The 15,228-nt window shown below is 68.9% G+C and carries 13 protein-coding genes and 2 pseudogenes; 7 read left to right on the top strand and 8 right to left on the bottom strand.

Annotated elements, in window-relative coordinates:
• Positions 1 to 6 precede the first annotated feature (6 nt).
• Positions 7 to 465, top strand: a complete 459-nt coding sequence (locus J7528_RS01875; protein ID WP_291870762.1) for a carboxymuconolactone decarboxylase family protein — start codon at positions 7 to 9, stop codon at positions 463 to 465.
• Between the two features lie 169 nt (positions 466 to 634).
• Here the strand turns inward: J7528_RS01875 and J7528_RS01870 are convergent, their stop codons facing one another.
• Positions 635 to 1,045: a DUF983 domain-containing protein gene (locus tag J7528_RS01870; protein WP_291870759.1), complete on the bottom strand. Its 411-nt coding sequence runs from the start codon at positions 1,043 to 1,045 to the stop codon at positions 635 to 637.
• A gap of 50 nt (positions 1,046 to 1,095) precedes the next feature.
• On the opposite strand from J7528_RS01870, the gene J7528_RS01865 reads away from it, so the two are divergent.
• A complete protein-coding gene (locus J7528_RS01865; protein WP_291871301.1) occupies positions 1,096 to 2,457 on the top strand; it encodes a PLP-dependent aminotransferase family protein in 1,362 nt (453 codons plus the stop codon).
• 51 nt (positions 2,458 to 2,508) lie between these two features.
• On the opposite strand, the gene J7528_RS01860 is transcribed toward J7528_RS01865, so the two are convergent.
• Together J7528_RS01860 and J7528_RS01855 are read right to left on the bottom strand one after the other, a co-directional pair.
• Positions 2,509 to 2,709: a hypothetical protein gene (locus J7528_RS01860; protein WP_291870757.1), complete on the bottom strand. Its 201-nt coding sequence runs from the start codon at positions 2,707 to 2,709 to the stop codon at positions 2,509 to 2,511.
• A 66-nt stretch (positions 2,710 to 2,775) separates the two neighbouring features.
• Entirely contained in the window at positions 2,776 to 3,399 is a 624-nt protein-coding gene (locus tag J7528_RS01855; RefSeq protein ID WP_291870755.1) for a TetR/AcrR family transcriptional regulator, read from the bottom strand.
• Between the two features lie 76 nt (positions 3,400 to 3,475).
• Here J7528_RS01855 and J7528_RS01850 point away from each other — a divergent pair, with 76 nt between their 5' ends.
• Complete coding sequence (locus tag J7528_RS01850) at positions 3,476 to 4,552, top strand: efflux RND transporter periplasmic adaptor subunit (protein WP_291870753.1); 1,077 nt, start codon at positions 3,476 to 3,478, stop codon at positions 4,550 to 4,552.
• Positions 4,553 to 4,555: 3 nt separating this feature from the next.
• Complete coding sequence (locus J7528_RS01845) at positions 4,556 to 7,624, top strand: efflux RND transporter permease subunit (RefSeq protein ID WP_291870751.1); 3,069 nt, start codon at positions 4,556 to 4,558, stop codon at positions 7,622 to 7,624.
• Between the two features lie 123 nt (positions 7,625 to 7,747).
• On the opposite strand, the pseudogene J7528_RS01840 reads toward J7528_RS01845, so the two are convergent.
• A pseudogene (locus J7528_RS01840) lies at positions 7,748 to 7,822 on the bottom strand (hypothetical protein); the annotation flags it as partial.
• 354 nt (positions 7,823 to 8,176) lie between these two features.
• Between J7528_RS01840 and J7528_RS01835 the strand changes: the two are divergent.
• Positions 8,177 to 9,808 carry an NAD(P)/FAD-dependent oxidoreductase gene (locus tag J7528_RS01835; RefSeq protein WP_291870749.1) on the top strand — a complete coding sequence of 544 codons (1,632 nt, stop codon included), beginning with the start codon at positions 8,177 to 8,179 and terminating at the stop codon, positions 9,806 to 9,808.
• Positions 9,809 to 9,938: 130 nt separating this feature from the next.
• Entirely contained in the window at positions 9,939 to 11,078 is a 1,140-nt protein-coding gene (locus J7528_RS01830) for an aromatic ring-hydroxylating dioxygenase subunit alpha (RefSeq protein ID WP_291870747.1), read from the top strand.
• Between the two features lie 51 nt (positions 11,079 to 11,129).
• On the opposite strand, the pseudogene J7528_RS01825 reads toward J7528_RS01830, so the two are convergent.
• Positions 11,130 to 11,201 (bottom strand): annotated as a pseudogene (locus tag J7528_RS01825) (hypothetical protein); the annotation flags it as partial.
• Positions 11,202 to 11,232: 31 nt separating this feature from the next.
• Between J7528_RS01825 and J7528_RS01820 the strand changes: the two are divergent.
• Complete coding sequence (locus J7528_RS01820; RefSeq protein ID WP_291870745.1) at positions 11,233 to 11,823, top strand: TetR family transcriptional regulator C-terminal domain-containing protein; 591 nt, start codon at positions 11,233 to 11,235, stop codon at positions 11,821 to 11,823.
• A gap of 170 nt (positions 11,824 to 11,993) precedes the next feature.
• Here J7528_RS01820 and J7528_RS01815 read toward each other — a convergent pair whose 3' ends face one another.
• The 3 genes from J7528_RS01815 to J7528_RS01805 form a co-directional block, all read right to left on the bottom strand.
• Positions 11,994 to 12,233: a hypothetical protein gene (locus J7528_RS01815; protein ID WP_291870743.1), complete on the bottom strand. Its 240-nt coding sequence runs from the start codon at positions 12,231 to 12,233 to the stop codon at positions 11,994 to 11,996.
• Between the two features lie 289 nt (positions 12,234 to 12,522).
• Positions 12,523 to 13,770: an amidohydrolase family protein gene (locus J7528_RS01810; RefSeq protein WP_291870741.1), complete on the bottom strand. Its 1,248-nt coding sequence runs from the start codon at positions 13,768 to 13,770 to the stop codon at positions 12,523 to 12,525.
• A complete protein-coding gene (locus J7528_RS01805; protein WP_291870739.1) occupies positions 13,767 to 15,089 on the bottom strand; it encodes an amino acid permease in 1,323 nt (440 codons plus the stop codon). Before J7528_RS01805 ends, J7528_RS01810 begins: the two co-directional genes overlap by 4 nt.
• Positions 15,090 to 15,228: the final 139 nt, after the last annotated feature.

Below are 15,228 nucleotides of genomic sequence, written 5' to 3'. Positions count from 1 at the left end.
GCTCCGATGCAAGCGCGTATGACCCAGCCCGCCTTCCTGCTGCCCGACGCGATGAAGGCCCTGATCGCCCTCTCCAAGTCCGCCCATGTCGAGGGCGTGCCCGACACCCTGCACGAGCTGCTGCACCTGCGCGTCAGCCAGATCAACGGCTGCGGCGTCTGCCTGGAGATGCACGCCCGCGCCGCCGCCAAGTCGGGCGAGAGCCCCGAGCGCCTGGCCACCGTCGCCGGCTGGCGCGACACGCCCTACTTCACAGACGCCGAACGCGCGGCGCTGGCACTCGCTGAAGCCGTGACCCGCGTGGCCGACAAGGCCGACCCCGTGCCGGACGACGTCTGGAACGAGGCCGCCAAGCACTATGACGAGAAGGCGCTGGCGGGTCTGCTGATCAGCATCTCGGCGATCAACGTCTGGAACCGCCTGAACGCGGCGACGCGGCAGGTGGCGGGAAGCCTGGGGGTTTAAACCCCCTCTCCCCCACATCCCGTTTCCCCGGCGAAAGCCGGGGCCCAGATCTCATAGCGCTGGGGCTGTTGGGAAGAGCTCAGAGTTCATAGAACCCACTCCAGCATTCATCCATCTGGGCCCCGGCCTTCGCCGGGGAGACGGATGGAGGGAGATTAGTCGGAGTAGGCTAGAGCCGCCGCGAATCGAAGTCGTGCTTCCCCAGGCTCTCGAACCGGCCTTCCTCGGCCTTGTTGATGTACTGGGCGGCGACCAGCCAGCTCTTTACGGGGCGCAGGGTGCCCAGGCATCCCAGGATCAGGGCCGGGAAAATCGTCACCAGATGCACCCAGATCGGCGGGCGGTAGACGATCTCGACCCAGGCGAAGACCGCCGTGATCAGGATGCCGACGCCGCTCATCACGAAGAAGGCCGGGCCGTCGGCCGGGTCGGCGAAGCTGTAGTCCAGCCCGCAGCGGTCGCACTTGGGCGCCAGCTTCAGGAAGCCGGCATACAGCTTGCCCTCGCCACAGCGGGGACAGCAGCACTTCAGACCGGCCTCAACCGGCGTCGGGGAGTCGTAGAATTCATAGTCGGCCATCGGTGGCCCCTTCCTACAATCGCAGGATTGATCCATACATTGTGCGTATAATGTATGGAAATTCAGCCGTGACGACAACTAAGGGATCACCGAATCCCGCTGCTGCGTGGTTGCGCCGCATCGAGACCTTCTCCGGCCCCGCCTACCGCCGGATCGCCGAGGCCCTGGAGGCCGCGGTGGCGCAGGGCGAGCTGCAGGCCGGTGACCAGATCCCGGCCCAGCGCGAGGTCGCGCGGATCGTCGGCATCGATTTCACCACCGTCACCCGCGCCTACGCCCTGGCCCGCGAGCGTGGCTTGATCGAGGGTACGACCGGTCGCGGCACATTCATCCGTTTACGGACGATCGAGGATGAGGCGGGCCTGGTCGACCTCTCCATGAACCTGCCGCCCCCGCCGGCGGGACTGAACCTGGCGGCGCTGCTGCGCGAGACGACGGGCGCGATCCTGGCGCGCACGGATCCCGCGACCCTGATGGCCTACCACCCCGGCGCGGGCTCGCTGGCCCAGCGCGCGGTCGGCGCGGCCTGGCTGGCCCCTGTGCTGGGTGAGGTCGCGCCCGAGCGGGTGGTGGTCGCCAGCGGCGCGCAGACGGCGCTGTCGGCGCTGCTGGATCACCTGACCACACCGGGCGACACGATCATCGCCGAGGCCTTCGCCTATCCGGGCCTGCTGGCCACCGCCGCGCGACGGGGCCTGAAGGTCGTGGCCTGTCCACTGGATGGCGAGGGACTAGAGCCGGAAGCGCTCGCGCGGTTGGTCGCCCAGCACCGTCCGCGCCTGATCTGCGCCACCCCGACCTTCCAGAACCCGACGGCGGCGACCATGGGCCTGGCGCGGCGCGAGGCGGTCCTGGACATCGCGCGGATGGCCGACGTCACGATCGTCGAGGACGACGCCTACGGCCTGCTGCCGACCACGCCGCCGCCAGCCCTCGCCGCCCTGTGGCCGGAAGGCGTGTTCCATGTCGCCACCACCGCCAAGACCCTCTCACCGGGGCTGCGCCTGGCCTATGTCGTGGCGCCGCCAGGGCACGCCGAGGGCTTCGCGGCGGCCCTGCACGCTATCGCCCAGATGCCCGCGCCGCTGATGGCGGCCGTGGTGACGAGCTGGATCCGCGACGGCGTCGCCGGTCAGGTGCTGGCGGGGGTGCGGGAAGAAGCCGCGGCGCGGCGGGCCGTGGCGGCCGAGCTGCTGCCGGCGGCGGTGGGCGGCGCGGAAAGCCTGCATGTCTGGCTGCCGGGCGCTGTCGCCGCGCCGGCGGCGCGCGAGCGGGGCTTGGCGCTCGTGGGGGCGGAGGCGTTCCGCGCGCAGGGCGTAGCCGGCGAGGGACTGCGGATTTCCCTGGGGGCGGCGGGAAAGCGCGCGACGCTGGCCAAGGGATTGAGAGAGTTGGCCACTCTTATCCGCTAACCCAAACCCGTTTCCCCGGCGAAAGCCGGGGCCCAGATGGAAGAGCTGGGATCAGAACTCGACGTCGTCCTCGTTCTCTTCGCCTTCACCCTCGCCGCCCATGGCGTTCTCGAGGCTGTCGATGATGTCGTCCATCTGGTCGGCGGTGATAGAGACGTAGATCGACTCGCCGCCGATGGCCGAGACCAGCAGGCGGTAGCCGTCCTCGGTTTCCTGCAGGCTGAACGATTGGAGCGGCAGGAGCTTGGCCATGGGGGATCCTTCCCGAGAGAGCGAGGGTGTCACTTAGAGGCCCCCACCCCCTACTTCAATGGACCTCTATTTCAACGCACCACGCCGCAGCATGGCCACATGGGTCGCGATCAGCGGCGCGCGGTCCACCCACGGGAACTCCGGCCGGGCGATCAGCAGCGAGACCAGGCCATGCAGGCCGGCCCACAGCGACTGGGTCGCGGCCATGACGTCGCCGCCAGCCATCAGGCCCTTGGTGTGCAGCTCGCTCACCATCTCGACGAAGACGTGGAAGACTTCCTTGCCCGCGATCATCGGGCGGCCGCCGGTCTTTTCCAGGAACGAGCCGTCGACGCTCTTTTCGAGCATGAAGGCCACGCGATAGGCGTCGGGATGCTCCAAGCCGAAGTCGATATAGACCCGCAGGCAGCGCTCGAAGTTCTCTGGCGTCGGGGTGTAGTCGATCCGTGCGGCGGCCATCTTCTGCCCCAGGATCGCGAAGGCCCGCACGCACAGCTCGGCGGCGATGTCGTCCTTAGTGGCGAAGTAGGCGTAGAGCGCCGGCTGCGAGATGCCGGCGATCTCGGCGATCTGGCGGGTCGAGACGGCGTGGACGCCCTTCTGGGCGAACAGGCTCTGGGCGGCGTCGAGGATCTCCTCGCGGCGCTCGGCGCCCTGGCCCTTGGGTTTACGCGGGGAACGGGTCTTCATCCGACGTCCTTGACCACCGGTCTGCAAGCTTGACAAGCAAGCATTATCGATCACTGATAACTTATCATCGATCGATGTGGAACAGCTTATGTGGCGGAACGGGTTTCTGGCTAGCACGGCCTTGCTCGCGGCGGGGCTGCTCGTCGGCTGCGGCGGTAAGCCCAAGACCGATGAGCCCGTGGCCCCCACGCCCGTCGAGGCTGCCCGCGTCGCGGCGCCAGGCGGTTCCGGCGCGGTCACCGGCGCCGGCACGCTGGAGCGCCGACGCGAGATGGCCCTGTCGTTCCGCATCCCCGGCGTCCTCACCGCCCTGCGGGTCGAGGCCGGCGACCGCGTCCAGGCGGGCCAGGCCATCGCCGCCATCGACCCGGCCGGCGTCGATGCTCGCCAGCAACAGACCGCCGCCGACCTGGAGCGAGCGCGTCGCGACGTCGAGCGCGACAAGGCCCTGTTCGACAAGGGCTATGTCAGCCGCCAGCGCATCGACGACCGGACCAGCGCGCTGAAGGCCGCCCAGGCCGCTTATGACGCCGCCCGCTTCGACCGCCGCTGGGCCAGCCTGGTCTCGCCGGTCTCGGGAGTCGTTTTGGAGCGCCGCGCCCAGGCGGGCGAGGTCGTGGCCGCCGGCCAGGTGGTGGCGCGGGTCGCCGACCTTTCCTCGCCGCTGGTCCTGCGCCTGCCCCTGGCCGCCCGCGACGCCGCTCGCATCCGGGTGGGCGATACGGCGCAGGTCACTGTCGAGGACCTCGGCGGCCAGGCCCTCAACGGCCGCGTCACCCGCGTCGGCGAGGCCGCCGACACCCGCACCGGCGCCATCCTGGTCGAGATCGAGCTGTCGGCCCCGCCTCCCAACCTGCGCTCCGGCCAGGTGGCCCACGCGGCCCTGCAAGTCCGCGCCGCGCCGGGCGCCACCACGGGCTATGCCCGCATCCCCGCCGAGGCGGTGCTGGAGGCCGCCGGCCAGCGGGCCTTCGTCTATCGCTTCGACGGCGGCAAGGCGCGGCGCACGGCGGTCAGCTTCGGCGGCTTCGATGGCGATGACGCCCTGGTCGCGGGCCTGCCGGGCGGGACCCAGGTGATCACCGCCGGAGCCGGCTTCGTCGCCGACGGCGAGGCCGTGCGGGTCATCGATCCCACCCGTCTGGGGCGCTAGTCCGTGAAGTTCGATCTCGCGACCTTCGCCGTCCGCCGCTGGCAGTTCACGCTGGTCGCCTTCGGCCTGCTGATCATGTTGGGCGTCAACGCCCTGACCAGCGTGCCGCGCTCGGAAGACCCGCACTTCCCCACCCCGATCGTCATCGTCCGCGCGGTGCTGCCCGGCGCCGAGCCGTCCGAGATCGAGCAGCTGATCGTCGACCCGATCGAGGACGCCGTCGACGGCCTGGACGATATCGACAAGGTCGAGTCCACCGCCGTGGACGGCGCGGCGGTGATCCGCGTCCACTTCACCTGGAACGTCGACACCGAGCGCAAGTTCGACCAGGTGGTGCGCGAGGTGAACGCCATCCGCGGCAACCTGCCGGCCGGTCTGCAACGGCTGGAGATCGAGCGGGTGCGCACCACCGAGGTGTCGATCGTCCAGGTCGCCCTCACCTCCGACATCATGCCGATGCGCCGCCTGGAAAAGACCGCCGACCGCCTGCGCGAACGGCTGGACCGCGTGCCCGGCGTGCGCGAGGCCAAGTACTGGGGCGCGCCGCCCTCGCAGGTGCAGGTCACCCTGGATCTCGCCCGCCTGTCGGCCCTGCGCCTGCCCGCCACGGCCGTCGCCGACGCCCTGCGCCAGGCCGGAGCCGAGGCGCCGATCGGCGCCGTGCAAGCGGGAGAGCGACGCTTCAACGTCAAGTCCGGCGGCGCCTTCCACGACTTGGCGACCATCGCTGACACGCCCGTGCGCTCGATCGGCGGCCAGGTCACCCGCGTCCGCGACGTCGCCAGCGTGGCCTGGGCCCAGGCCGAGCCCACCCACCTGACCCGCTTCAACGGCAAGCGCGCCATCTTCCTGACCGTGAACCAGAAGGACGGCCAGGACGTCGCCAAGATCACTAAAGGCGTCCAACAGGTGCTGGACGACTACGAAAAGACCCTGCCCGCCGGGGTGAAGATGGAGCGCGGCTTCGTCCAGGCCGAGAACGTCCGCCACCGGCTGAACAACCTGTTCCGCGACTTCGGCATCGCCCTGGCCTTGGTGCTGATCACCCTGCTGCCGCTGGGGCCGCGCGCGGGCGTGGTGGTGATGGTCTCGATCCCGCTGAGCCTGCTGATCGGCCTGACCATGCTGCAGGCGTTCGGCTTCACCCTGAACCAGCTGTCGATCGCCGGCTTCGTGCTGGCCCTGGGCCTGCTGGTCGACGACAGCATCGTCATCACCGAGAACATCGCCCGCCGGGTGCGCGAGGGCGAGGACCGGGTCGAGGCGGCCATCAACGGCACGCGCCAGATCAGCCTGGCGGTGCTGGGCTGCACGGCCACCCTGATGCTGGCCTTCCTGCCGCTGATGGCCCTGCCAGCCGGCGCGGGGGCCTATATCAAGTCGCTGCCGGTGACGGTGCTGTGCACCATCGCCGCCTCGCTGCTGGTCTCGATGACCATCATCCCGTTCCTGGCCAGCCGCCTGCTGGACAAGCACTCAGACCCCGAGGGCAACGCCCTGCTGCGGGCGGTCAATGACGGCATCCACCGCTTCTACCGGCCGGTGCTGCACCGGTCCCTGGCGCGGCCGTGGCTGACCCTGGCCATCCTGCTGGCCATCTGCCTGACCACCCTGCCGCTGACCAAGCTGATCGGCTCGTCGCTGTTCCCGGCCGCCGAGACCCCGCAGTTCCTGATCCGCATCGAGACGCCCGACGGCGCGTCCCTGGCCCGTACCGACCAGGCCCTGCGCTTCGTCGAGGCCCGCGTGCGCAAGGAACCCGACGTCGCCTGGGAGGCCGCCAATCTGGGCCGCGGCAATCCGCAGATCTTCTACAATCGGTCGCAACGGGAAAGCGCCACGACCTTCGCCGAGGTATTTGTCAGCCTGAAGGCCTGGGAGCCCGGCAAGAGCGACAAGGTGCTGGACGGCCTGCGCAAGGACTTCGCCAACTATCCCGGCGCGCGGATCAGCGTCGTCACCTTCGAGAACGGCCCGCCGATCGACGCGCCGGTGGTCATCCGCCTGACCGGCCAGAACCTGGAGGTGCTGAAGGCCCTGGCCGCCCGCACCGAGGCGATCCTGAAGGCCACGCCCGGCACGCGCGACGTCACCAACCCGATCCGCCTGGACCGCACCGACCTCGACCTCGGCGTCGACGAGGCCAAGGCCGCCGCCCTGGGCGTGCCGGCCGGCGCGGCCCGCCGCGTCGCGCGCCTGGCGCTGTCGGGTGAGGAAACCGCCCGCTTCCGCGACCCGGACGGCGACGACTACGCCGTGACCGTGCGCCTGCCGATGGCCCAGGTCGACGGCGCGGCGCGCAATCCGCTGTCGGCGCTGAAGGGCGTCTATGTCCCGACCGCCGACGGCATGGCCGCGCCGCTGGACGCCATCGCCACGCCGAAACTCAAGAGCAGCCCCTCGCGCATCGACCGCTTCGACCGCGAGCGGACCGTGACCATCAGCTCGTACGTCCGCACGGGTTTCCTGGCCTCGGCCGTGACCCAGGAAGCCCAGGCGCGACTGGCCAAGCAATTGCCCCTGCCCCCTGGCTATCGCTTGTCACTGGGCGGCGAAGCCGAGGCCGCCTCGGAAAGCTTCGCGGGCCTGGGCGCGGCGGTGCTGGTGGCCGTGTTCGGCATCCTGGCGGTGCTGGTCCTGGAGTTCCAGAAGTTCAAGACCGCCCTGGTCGTGGCCGGCATCATCCCGTTCGGGGTGTTCGGCGCGGTGCTGGCCCTGGCCCTGACCGGCTACTCGCTGTCGTTCACCGCCACGATCGGCGTGATCGCCCTCATCGGCATCGAGATCAAGAACTCGATCCTGCTGGTCGACTTCACCGAGCAGCTGCGCCGCGAGGGCATGAGCCTGCACGACGCCATCGAGAAGGCCGGCGAGGTGCGGTTCCTGCCGGTGCTGCTGACGTCCGTCACGGCGATCGGCGGCCTGCTACCGCTGGCCGTGGAGCGCTCGGGCCTCTACTCACCCCTGGCCATCGCCATCATCGGCGGGCTGATCACGAGTACGCTGCTGAGCCGCGTGGCGACGCCGGTGATGTACTGGCTGACGGCAAGGGGGAAGGCCGAGCACGCTTAAGACATCCTCCTCACTCGTGAAACGGGGGAGGTGGCGCGATGCGGATACGCGTCGCGACGGAGGGGGCGGCTTTCGACCCTTGGCGGGTGTTGAGGGCTTCTGCTCGGGGAGTGCTGCAAAATCCTTCCTCCCCCTTTGGGGGAGGGGGACCGGCGAACGCCGGTGGAGGGGCCAGCGCCGGCGTTGTCGAGTCGGCACAAGCCCCCTCCGTCTCGCCGCGCTTCGCGGCGATCCACCTCCCCCAAACGGGGAGGAAAGCGCTGGGGCTCTGCGCAGAAGGTCCGCTAACCACCCAAAGCTGATGCACCTTTGAAACCCTCTCTCATAGAGAGAGGGAGGGACCCGCCGCGTAGCGGTGGGAGGGTGAGAGGTTACACACTCTCCGAATGAAGCTCGAACGAAGGCGCAATGATTGCTTCATGGCCGAAGGGATGCACCGTCGCTGACGTTTCTAAGCGCCCCCCGCAATCGGGGCAGGAGGAAGATTTCGCGCCCCTTGCCTATTATACGATCGTATAGCAACCTCTCCTCCTGCTCTTGGGGAGAGACACGATGGCCGACATCACCACCCGCGACGCCGTCATCATCGGCGGGGGCCACAACGGCCTCGTCTGCGCCTTTTACCTGGCCAAGGCCGGGCTGAAGGTCACGGTCTGCGAGGCGCGGGGCGTGGTCGGCGGGGCGGCGGTGACCGAGGAGTTCCATCCCGGTTTCCGCAACTCGGCAGCCAGCTACACGGTCAGCCTGCTGAACCCGCGCGTGATCGCCGACATGGGCCTGCGCGACTATGGCCTGACCTTCCTGGAGCGGCCGATCTCGAACTTCCTGCCGCTCAGTGACGACCAGTACATCAAGCTGGGCGGCGGGCTGGAGCGTACTCAGGAGCAGTTCCGCAAGTTCAGCCGCCGCGACGCCGAGGTGCTGCCGGCCTACTACGCCATGCTGGACGAGATCGGCGACGTGCTGCGCGACTTCGCTCAGGAGACGCCGCCGAACCTGGGCGACGGCCTGCCCGGCATGCTGCGGGCCTTGCGCCAGGGCGGGCGCCTCGCCATGCTGTCGCGCGAACGCAAGCGCGACCTGCTGGACCTCTTCACCAAGAGCGCCCGCGACGTGCTGGACGGCTGGTTCGAGAGCGATCCGGTCAAGGCCGCCTTCGGCTTCGACGCCGTGGTCGGCAACTTCGCCAGCCCTGATACGCCGGGATCGGCCTATGTGCTGCTGCACCACACCTTCGGCGAGGTGAACGGCAAGAAGGGCGCCTGGGGCCACGCGGTCGGCGGCATGGGCTCGATCACCCAGGCCATGGCCAAGGCCTGCGAGGCGGCGGGCGTGGAGATCCTGCTGAACGCGCCGGTCGAAGGCGTCCACGTCGATGGCACGAAAGCCGTCGGCGTCCAGCTGGTCGACGGCCGCCAGGTCATGGCTCCGATCGTCAGCGCCAACGTCAATCCCGCCCTGCTGTACAAGAAGCTGGTCCCGCCCTCGGCCCTGACCGCCGACTTCCGCAAGACGGTGGACGGCTACAAGAACGGCTCGGGCACCTTCCGCATGAACGTGGCGCTGTCGGAGCTGCCCAGCTTCACCTGCCTGCCCGGCAAGGAGGCCGCCGAGCACCACCAGTCGGGCATCGTCATCGCGCCCAGCCTGGACTACATGGACGCCGCCTATCGCGACGCGAAGGCCGAGGGAATCAGCAAGGCCCCGATCGTCGAGATCCTGATCCCCTCGACCATCGACACGTCTCTCGCGCCTCCCGGCCAGCACGTGGCCAGCCTGTTCTGCCAGCAGTTCGCGCCGGAGCTGCCAAACGGCCGCAGCTGGGACGAGGTGCGCGAGGCGGCCGGCGACCTGATCATCGCCACGGTCGACCAGTGGGCGCCGGGCTTCAAGGCCTCGGTGCTGGGCGCCACCCTGCTGTCGCCGCTGGACCTGGAGCGCAAGTTCGGCCTGATCGGCGGCGACATCATGCACGGCCACATGTCGCTGGATCAGCTGTGGGCCACGCGACCCTTCCTGGGCCATGCCAGCCACCGCGCGCCGATCAAGGGCCTCTACATGTGCGGGGCCGGCACGCATCCCGGCGGCGGCGTCTCGGGCAATCCGGGCCGCAACGCCGCCCGCGAGATCCTGCGCGACAAGGACTTCGTCACGGCGCTGAAGCTGTCGGTCGCCGCGCGATGACCCAAAAGCCGATCTTCCCGGCGAACGCCGGGACCCAGATACATCCCGAGCCCAGGCCGTATCTGGCGCCTCACAGCCCTATGATCTGGGCCCCGGCGTTCGCCGGGGAAATCGGGGAAGGGAAAGCCCGATGACCGCGATCTCCAACGAGGATCCGCAGGCCGACTGGGGCCTGCCCGGCTGGATCTATGGCAACGAGCGCTTCTTCAGGGAAGAGCAGGACAAGATCTTCCGCCCGTCGTGGCAGATCGTCTGCCATCTGAACGACATCCCCAAGGCCGGCGACTTCCACACCTTCGACTTCGTGGGCGAGAGCCTGGTCGTGCTGCGCGGCAAGGACGGCGGGGCGCGGGCGTTCGCGAACGTCTGCCGCCACCGGGGCGCGCGGCTGCTGGACGGTCCCGTGGGCCACTGCGGCCGGATCGTCTGCCCCTACCACGCCTGGACCTACGACCTGGAAGGCCGGCTGATCGGCGTGCCGATGCGCGACGACTATCCCGCTTTGCAGATGCACGAGCAGGGCCTGGCCAAGGTCGAGACCGAGATCTGGCGCGGCTTCGTCTTCGTGCGGATCGAGGGCGAAGGTCCGTCGGTCGCCACGATGATGGCTCCGTACGAAGACGAGGTCGCCCACTACCGCTTCGAGGAGCTGCAACCTTTCGGCCGCGTCACCCTGCGGCCGCGCGAGGTGAACTGGAAGAACATCAGCGACAACTATTCGGACGGCCTGCACATTCCGATAGCTCACCCCGGCCTGACGCGGCTGTTCGGCAAGGGCTACGGCGTCGAGGCCAAGACCTTCGTCGACAAGATGTGGGGCCAGCTGATCGACGAGCCGTCGCGCAATCCGTCCGAGCGGCTGTACCAGGACCTGCTGCCCGACGTTCCGCACCTGCCGGACAACCGCAAGCGGCTGTGGACCTATTTCAAGCTGTGGCCGAACTTCGCCTTCGACATCTATCCGGATCAGGTGGACTTCATGCAGTTCATCCCGATCTCGGCCGAGAAGACGATGATCCGCGAGATCGCCTACGCCCTGCCGGATGAACGGCGGGAGATGAAGGCGGCGCGGTATCTGAACTGGCGCATCAACCGCCAGGTCAATGCCGAGGACACCGAGCTGGTGGCCCGCGTGCAGCAGGGCATGGCGTCGCGAACGTTCACCGCGGGACCGCTGGCCACGAGTGAGGTGAGCTTGCGAAGCTTTGGCCGGAAGATGCGGGCGCTGGTTCCCGAGAGCCGGCTGGAGCGGCCGCCGGAGGGGTGGTGAAGATCCTTCCCGCCCTAGCAAATCTCGTCATCCCGGAAGCGCGTAGCGCTATCCGGGACCCAGGGGCCGGTGCAGCGCGGTGGCCCCTGGGTCCCGGCTCTCCGCTTCGCTGCGGCCGGGATGACGATGAAGGGGAATGCGGAGAGGCAGTCCGGTGACCCGCGCCGCCTTCACCCGCGAGGCCCCCGACGTCCGCCGGCAAGCGCTGGTGACGGCCGCCGAGACCGTGCTCGCCCGCGAAGGCGTCGGCGGAACCAGCGTGCGGACCATCTGCGCCGAGGCGGGTGTCTCTCCCGGCCTGCTGCGGCACTATTTCGAAGGCGTCGACGAGCTGATCGCGGCGGCTTACGAGGCGGTGAGCCAGCGGATCGATGCGGCGCTGGACGCGGCTCTCGAGACCGCCGGCCCGTCGCCGCGCGAGCGCCTGCTGGCCTATCTCACCGCCAGCTTCGTCCCGCCGGTGCTGGACCCGCAGCTGCTGGCCGCCTGGATCGGCTTCTGGAGCCTGGTGAAGACCAAGCCCCGCATCGCAGCCATCCACGCGGCGTCCTATGCCGGCTTCCGGGCGCGGCTGGAAACGCTGCTCAGCGAGACCGGCGCACGCGACACGCGGCTGGCGGCCATCGCCCTGACGGCGACCGTGGACGGACTATGGCTGGAGCTGTGCCTGGACCCGGCGACCTTTGGTCCGGACGAGGCGGCGCGGATCATCGGACGCGCGCTGGAAAGCTGGCTGGAGCCGTAGAGAACTCCGGTCTTCCCGGCGGCGCCAGTTCAGGGAACCGTCGGGGCGCGCTGTCATTGCAGCGCCATTCCCACCACCCCAAACGCCTCGGCGACCAGCTGTCACCGGGAAGACCGGATGCCCCCTATGGGGTGGAGCGCGATAAGCCCCCGCGCTCCGAAACTCTGAACTTAAGCCGCGACGACCTGATGAGCGGCGCGGTTACGGCCCCAAGCGGGGGTGCGCACTTCCGGTTCGTCGACATGGACCTGAGCCTTGCGGCCCTGGGCGATCATGTGACGCGCCAGCAGCTGAGCCAAGCCCTCGGCCTCGTGTTGCGACGAGTACGAACCAATCAGCTCGGCCGAGTCGTTCCAGGTCACATGCCACACACCGGCGACCGGGCGGACGTAGTAGTGATTCTCGGTCATGTAGACCTCCTTGGACGTACTCAACGTGACGCTAACCACGCAGACATGACAGTTGTTTCGCTATCGCACAACAAAATTGCGCTGCAATGCACAATGCATGATCCGAGCCAACTGAGGCTGTGCAGTTATTCACCTCACAAACTCCGTTTCCCCGGCGAAGGCCGGGGCCCAGATTCATGCGGAGCATTTGGGGTGATAGCGCCTACAAGTCCCGCCACACCCCGCGCGCGCTCGTGGCTCGATCTGGACCCCGGCTTTCGCCGGGGAAACGGAAGGAGGAGCGAAAGCGCTATTGATCCTTCACCACCGCCCCGCCCTTCATGACCTTGGGCACGCGGGTCAGCACCGAGACGTCCGCCAGCGGATCGCCGGGCACGGCGATCAGGTCGGCGTAGCAGCCGGCCGCGTCGCAGCCGACCTGGCCGGTCTTGCTCATCAGCTCGGCCGCCACGGTGGTCGCAGACTGGATCGCCTGCATCGGCGTCATGCCGTACTTGACCATGTAGGGCAGCTGGCGACCGTTGAGGCCGTGCGGATAGACGCCGGCGTCGGTGCCATAGGCGATCTTGACCCCGACCTTCACCGCCTTGCGGAAGCCTTCGCGCTGGGCCTCGGTGGTCTCGTAGTTCTTGCGCAGGGTTTCGGCGGGCCAGCCGTGGGCCTTGCCGTAGGCGTCGATCCAGTCGCCGTCATAGATGTCGGCCACCAGATACACACCCTTGGCCTTCATCATGGCGATGGCCTCGTCGTCCATCAGCGAGCCGTGCTCGATCGACCGCACGCCGGCCCGCATGGCGACCTTCATGCCGTTAGCCCCGTGAGCGTGGGCGGTGGCGTAGGTCCCCCGCTTGGCGGCCTCCTCGACGGCGGCGCGGATCTCGTCCTCGGAGAGCTCCAGCTGGCCGGGCTCGGTGCCGACGGTCAGCACCGCGCCGGTAGCGATCAACTTCAGGAAGTCGGCCTTGTGAGCCAGGATGTTGGCGGCCTTGCGATGCGCATCCGCCGCGTCCTCGACCACGCCCACTCGCATCTCGGCCGGAATGCCGACGTCCGCGGCGATGCCGGTCACCTCCCCGCCCCCGCCGGGGATGGTGATGTAGGCGCCGGCCACCGACATGCGCGGGCCGGGCACGAGGCCGTTGTTGATCGCGTCGCGCAGGGCCACGTCGCCGAACGCCCGCCAGGTGCCGACGTCGCGCACGCTGGTGAAGCCGGCCATGAGGGTCTTGCGGGCGTGATCAGCGGCGATGAACGACTGGTAGGCGGCCGTGGTCAGCAGCGGCTCGGCGATGTTCTCGGTCTGCTCCTGGTCGACCAGGTGGGTGTGCATGTCGATCAGGCCGGGCAGGACGGTGAGCTTGCTCCAGTCGGTGACCGGGCCGTCCTTCGGAGGCGCCTTCCACGGCGTGACCGCCGTGATCTTCTCGCCTTCGATGCGGATCAGCTGGTCGCTCAGCACCTTGCCGGCCTGGGGATCGACCAGCTTGCCGGCGTGGACGTAAGAGACCTGGGCCGCGAGCAGCAGGGCGACGATCATGCGGAGATCTCCGAAGCAGGACGCGCCGCGCGGGCGGTCAGGAAACGAACCGGCAGGCCGGCGACCAGTAGAACGAGGCCCCACAGGGCGGCCTGGGCGCCCGCGCCGTAGAGGGTCCAGATCGAATACAGCGCCGCCAGGATGGCCAGCACGGTCAGGCCCACTGTGGCGTCCATCCGCTTCTGCTGCTGCAAGCGCAGGGCCGCCAGGGCGCTGAACAGGTAGGTGAACAGGCTGGCCGAGGTCGCCAGCAGGGCGATGAAGGTGAAGAGGTCCGCCATCGACTTGGCGTAGTTCATCAAAACCAGGCCAGTCAGGAGGGCGCTGGACAGCACATGCGCCCGCACCGGCGTCCCGCGCTTGCCGGCTTTGGCGAGCCAGGCGGGGAACACCCCGTCGCGCGCCATGGCGTAGGGCATCTCGCCCTGCAGCAGCACCCAGCCGTTCAGCGCTCCGAAGGCGCTGATCGCGGCGAAGGCGGCCAAAACGAGCCGCAGGTCGCCGCCGCCGTGATAGCCGACGAAGTCCGCGAACGGCGCGTTGGAACCCTTCAGCAAGTCGGCGGGCGACAGCAGCACCACCGCCGAGCAGACGACCAGATAGATCAGGCCGGTGAAGGCCGTGCCGTACAGGGTGGCCTTGGGAATGGTCGTGGTCGGTTCGTGCACCTTGTCGGCGGGCACGGTGGCCGACTCCAGGCCCAGCAGGGCCCACAGGGTCAGGGTGGCGGCGGCGGTGATGCCGCTGGCCGACAGCTGCGAGGGCTCGAACGGCGTCACCGCCGCCCCGCCCTTCTTGGCCAGCACCACGGCGGCCAGACCGGCCACCGCGACCAGCGGCAGCAGCTTCAGGACCGTCGCCACGACCTGCAACCGGCCCGCCGACTTGGAGCCCCAGCAGTTCACGCCGGTCAACGCCCAGACGACCGCGACCGTGACGAACGCCGCCAGTCCGGGGACCTTGGCGATCACCGGGAAGAACACCGACAGATAGCTGACCCCGCCGATGGCGATCGCCGCGTTGCCGACCCACATCGAGATCCAGTAGGCCCAGGCGACCATGAAGCCGGCCGTCGGCCCGAAAGCTTCCTGGGTATAGGCCAGCGGCCCGCCGGCGCGTGGAAAGGCCTTGGCCAGATGGGCATAGACGAAGGCCAGGCACAGCGCCCCGCCGATCGTCAGCAGCCAGGCGATCACGGCGTTCCAGCCGTACGGCGCCAGCGAGGCCGGCAGCATGAAGACGCCCGAGCCGATCATGTTGCCCACGACCAGGGCCGTGCACATCCACAGGCCCAGGGGTTTAGCGTCGGAAGCTTTCATCAAAGTCCCGTTTCCCCGGCGAAAGCCGGGGCCCAGATCGAGCCCGGGGAGATCACCGCTCTGGGCGGGGCGGAAAAGCGCATCAACTCAAGACGCTCCGGATGAAACTGGGTCCCGGCTAGAGTTTACGCTCGGACGC

It is taken from the genome of Caulobacter sp. (assembly GCF_017744445.1).
In the GTDB taxonomy this organism is placed as follows: Bacteria; Pseudomonadota; Alphaproteobacteria; order Caulobacterales; family Caulobacteraceae; genus Caulobacter.
The sequence above is the reverse complement of the archived record's forward strand: the minus strand, read 5'-3'. Positions and strand labels throughout refer to the sequence as shown.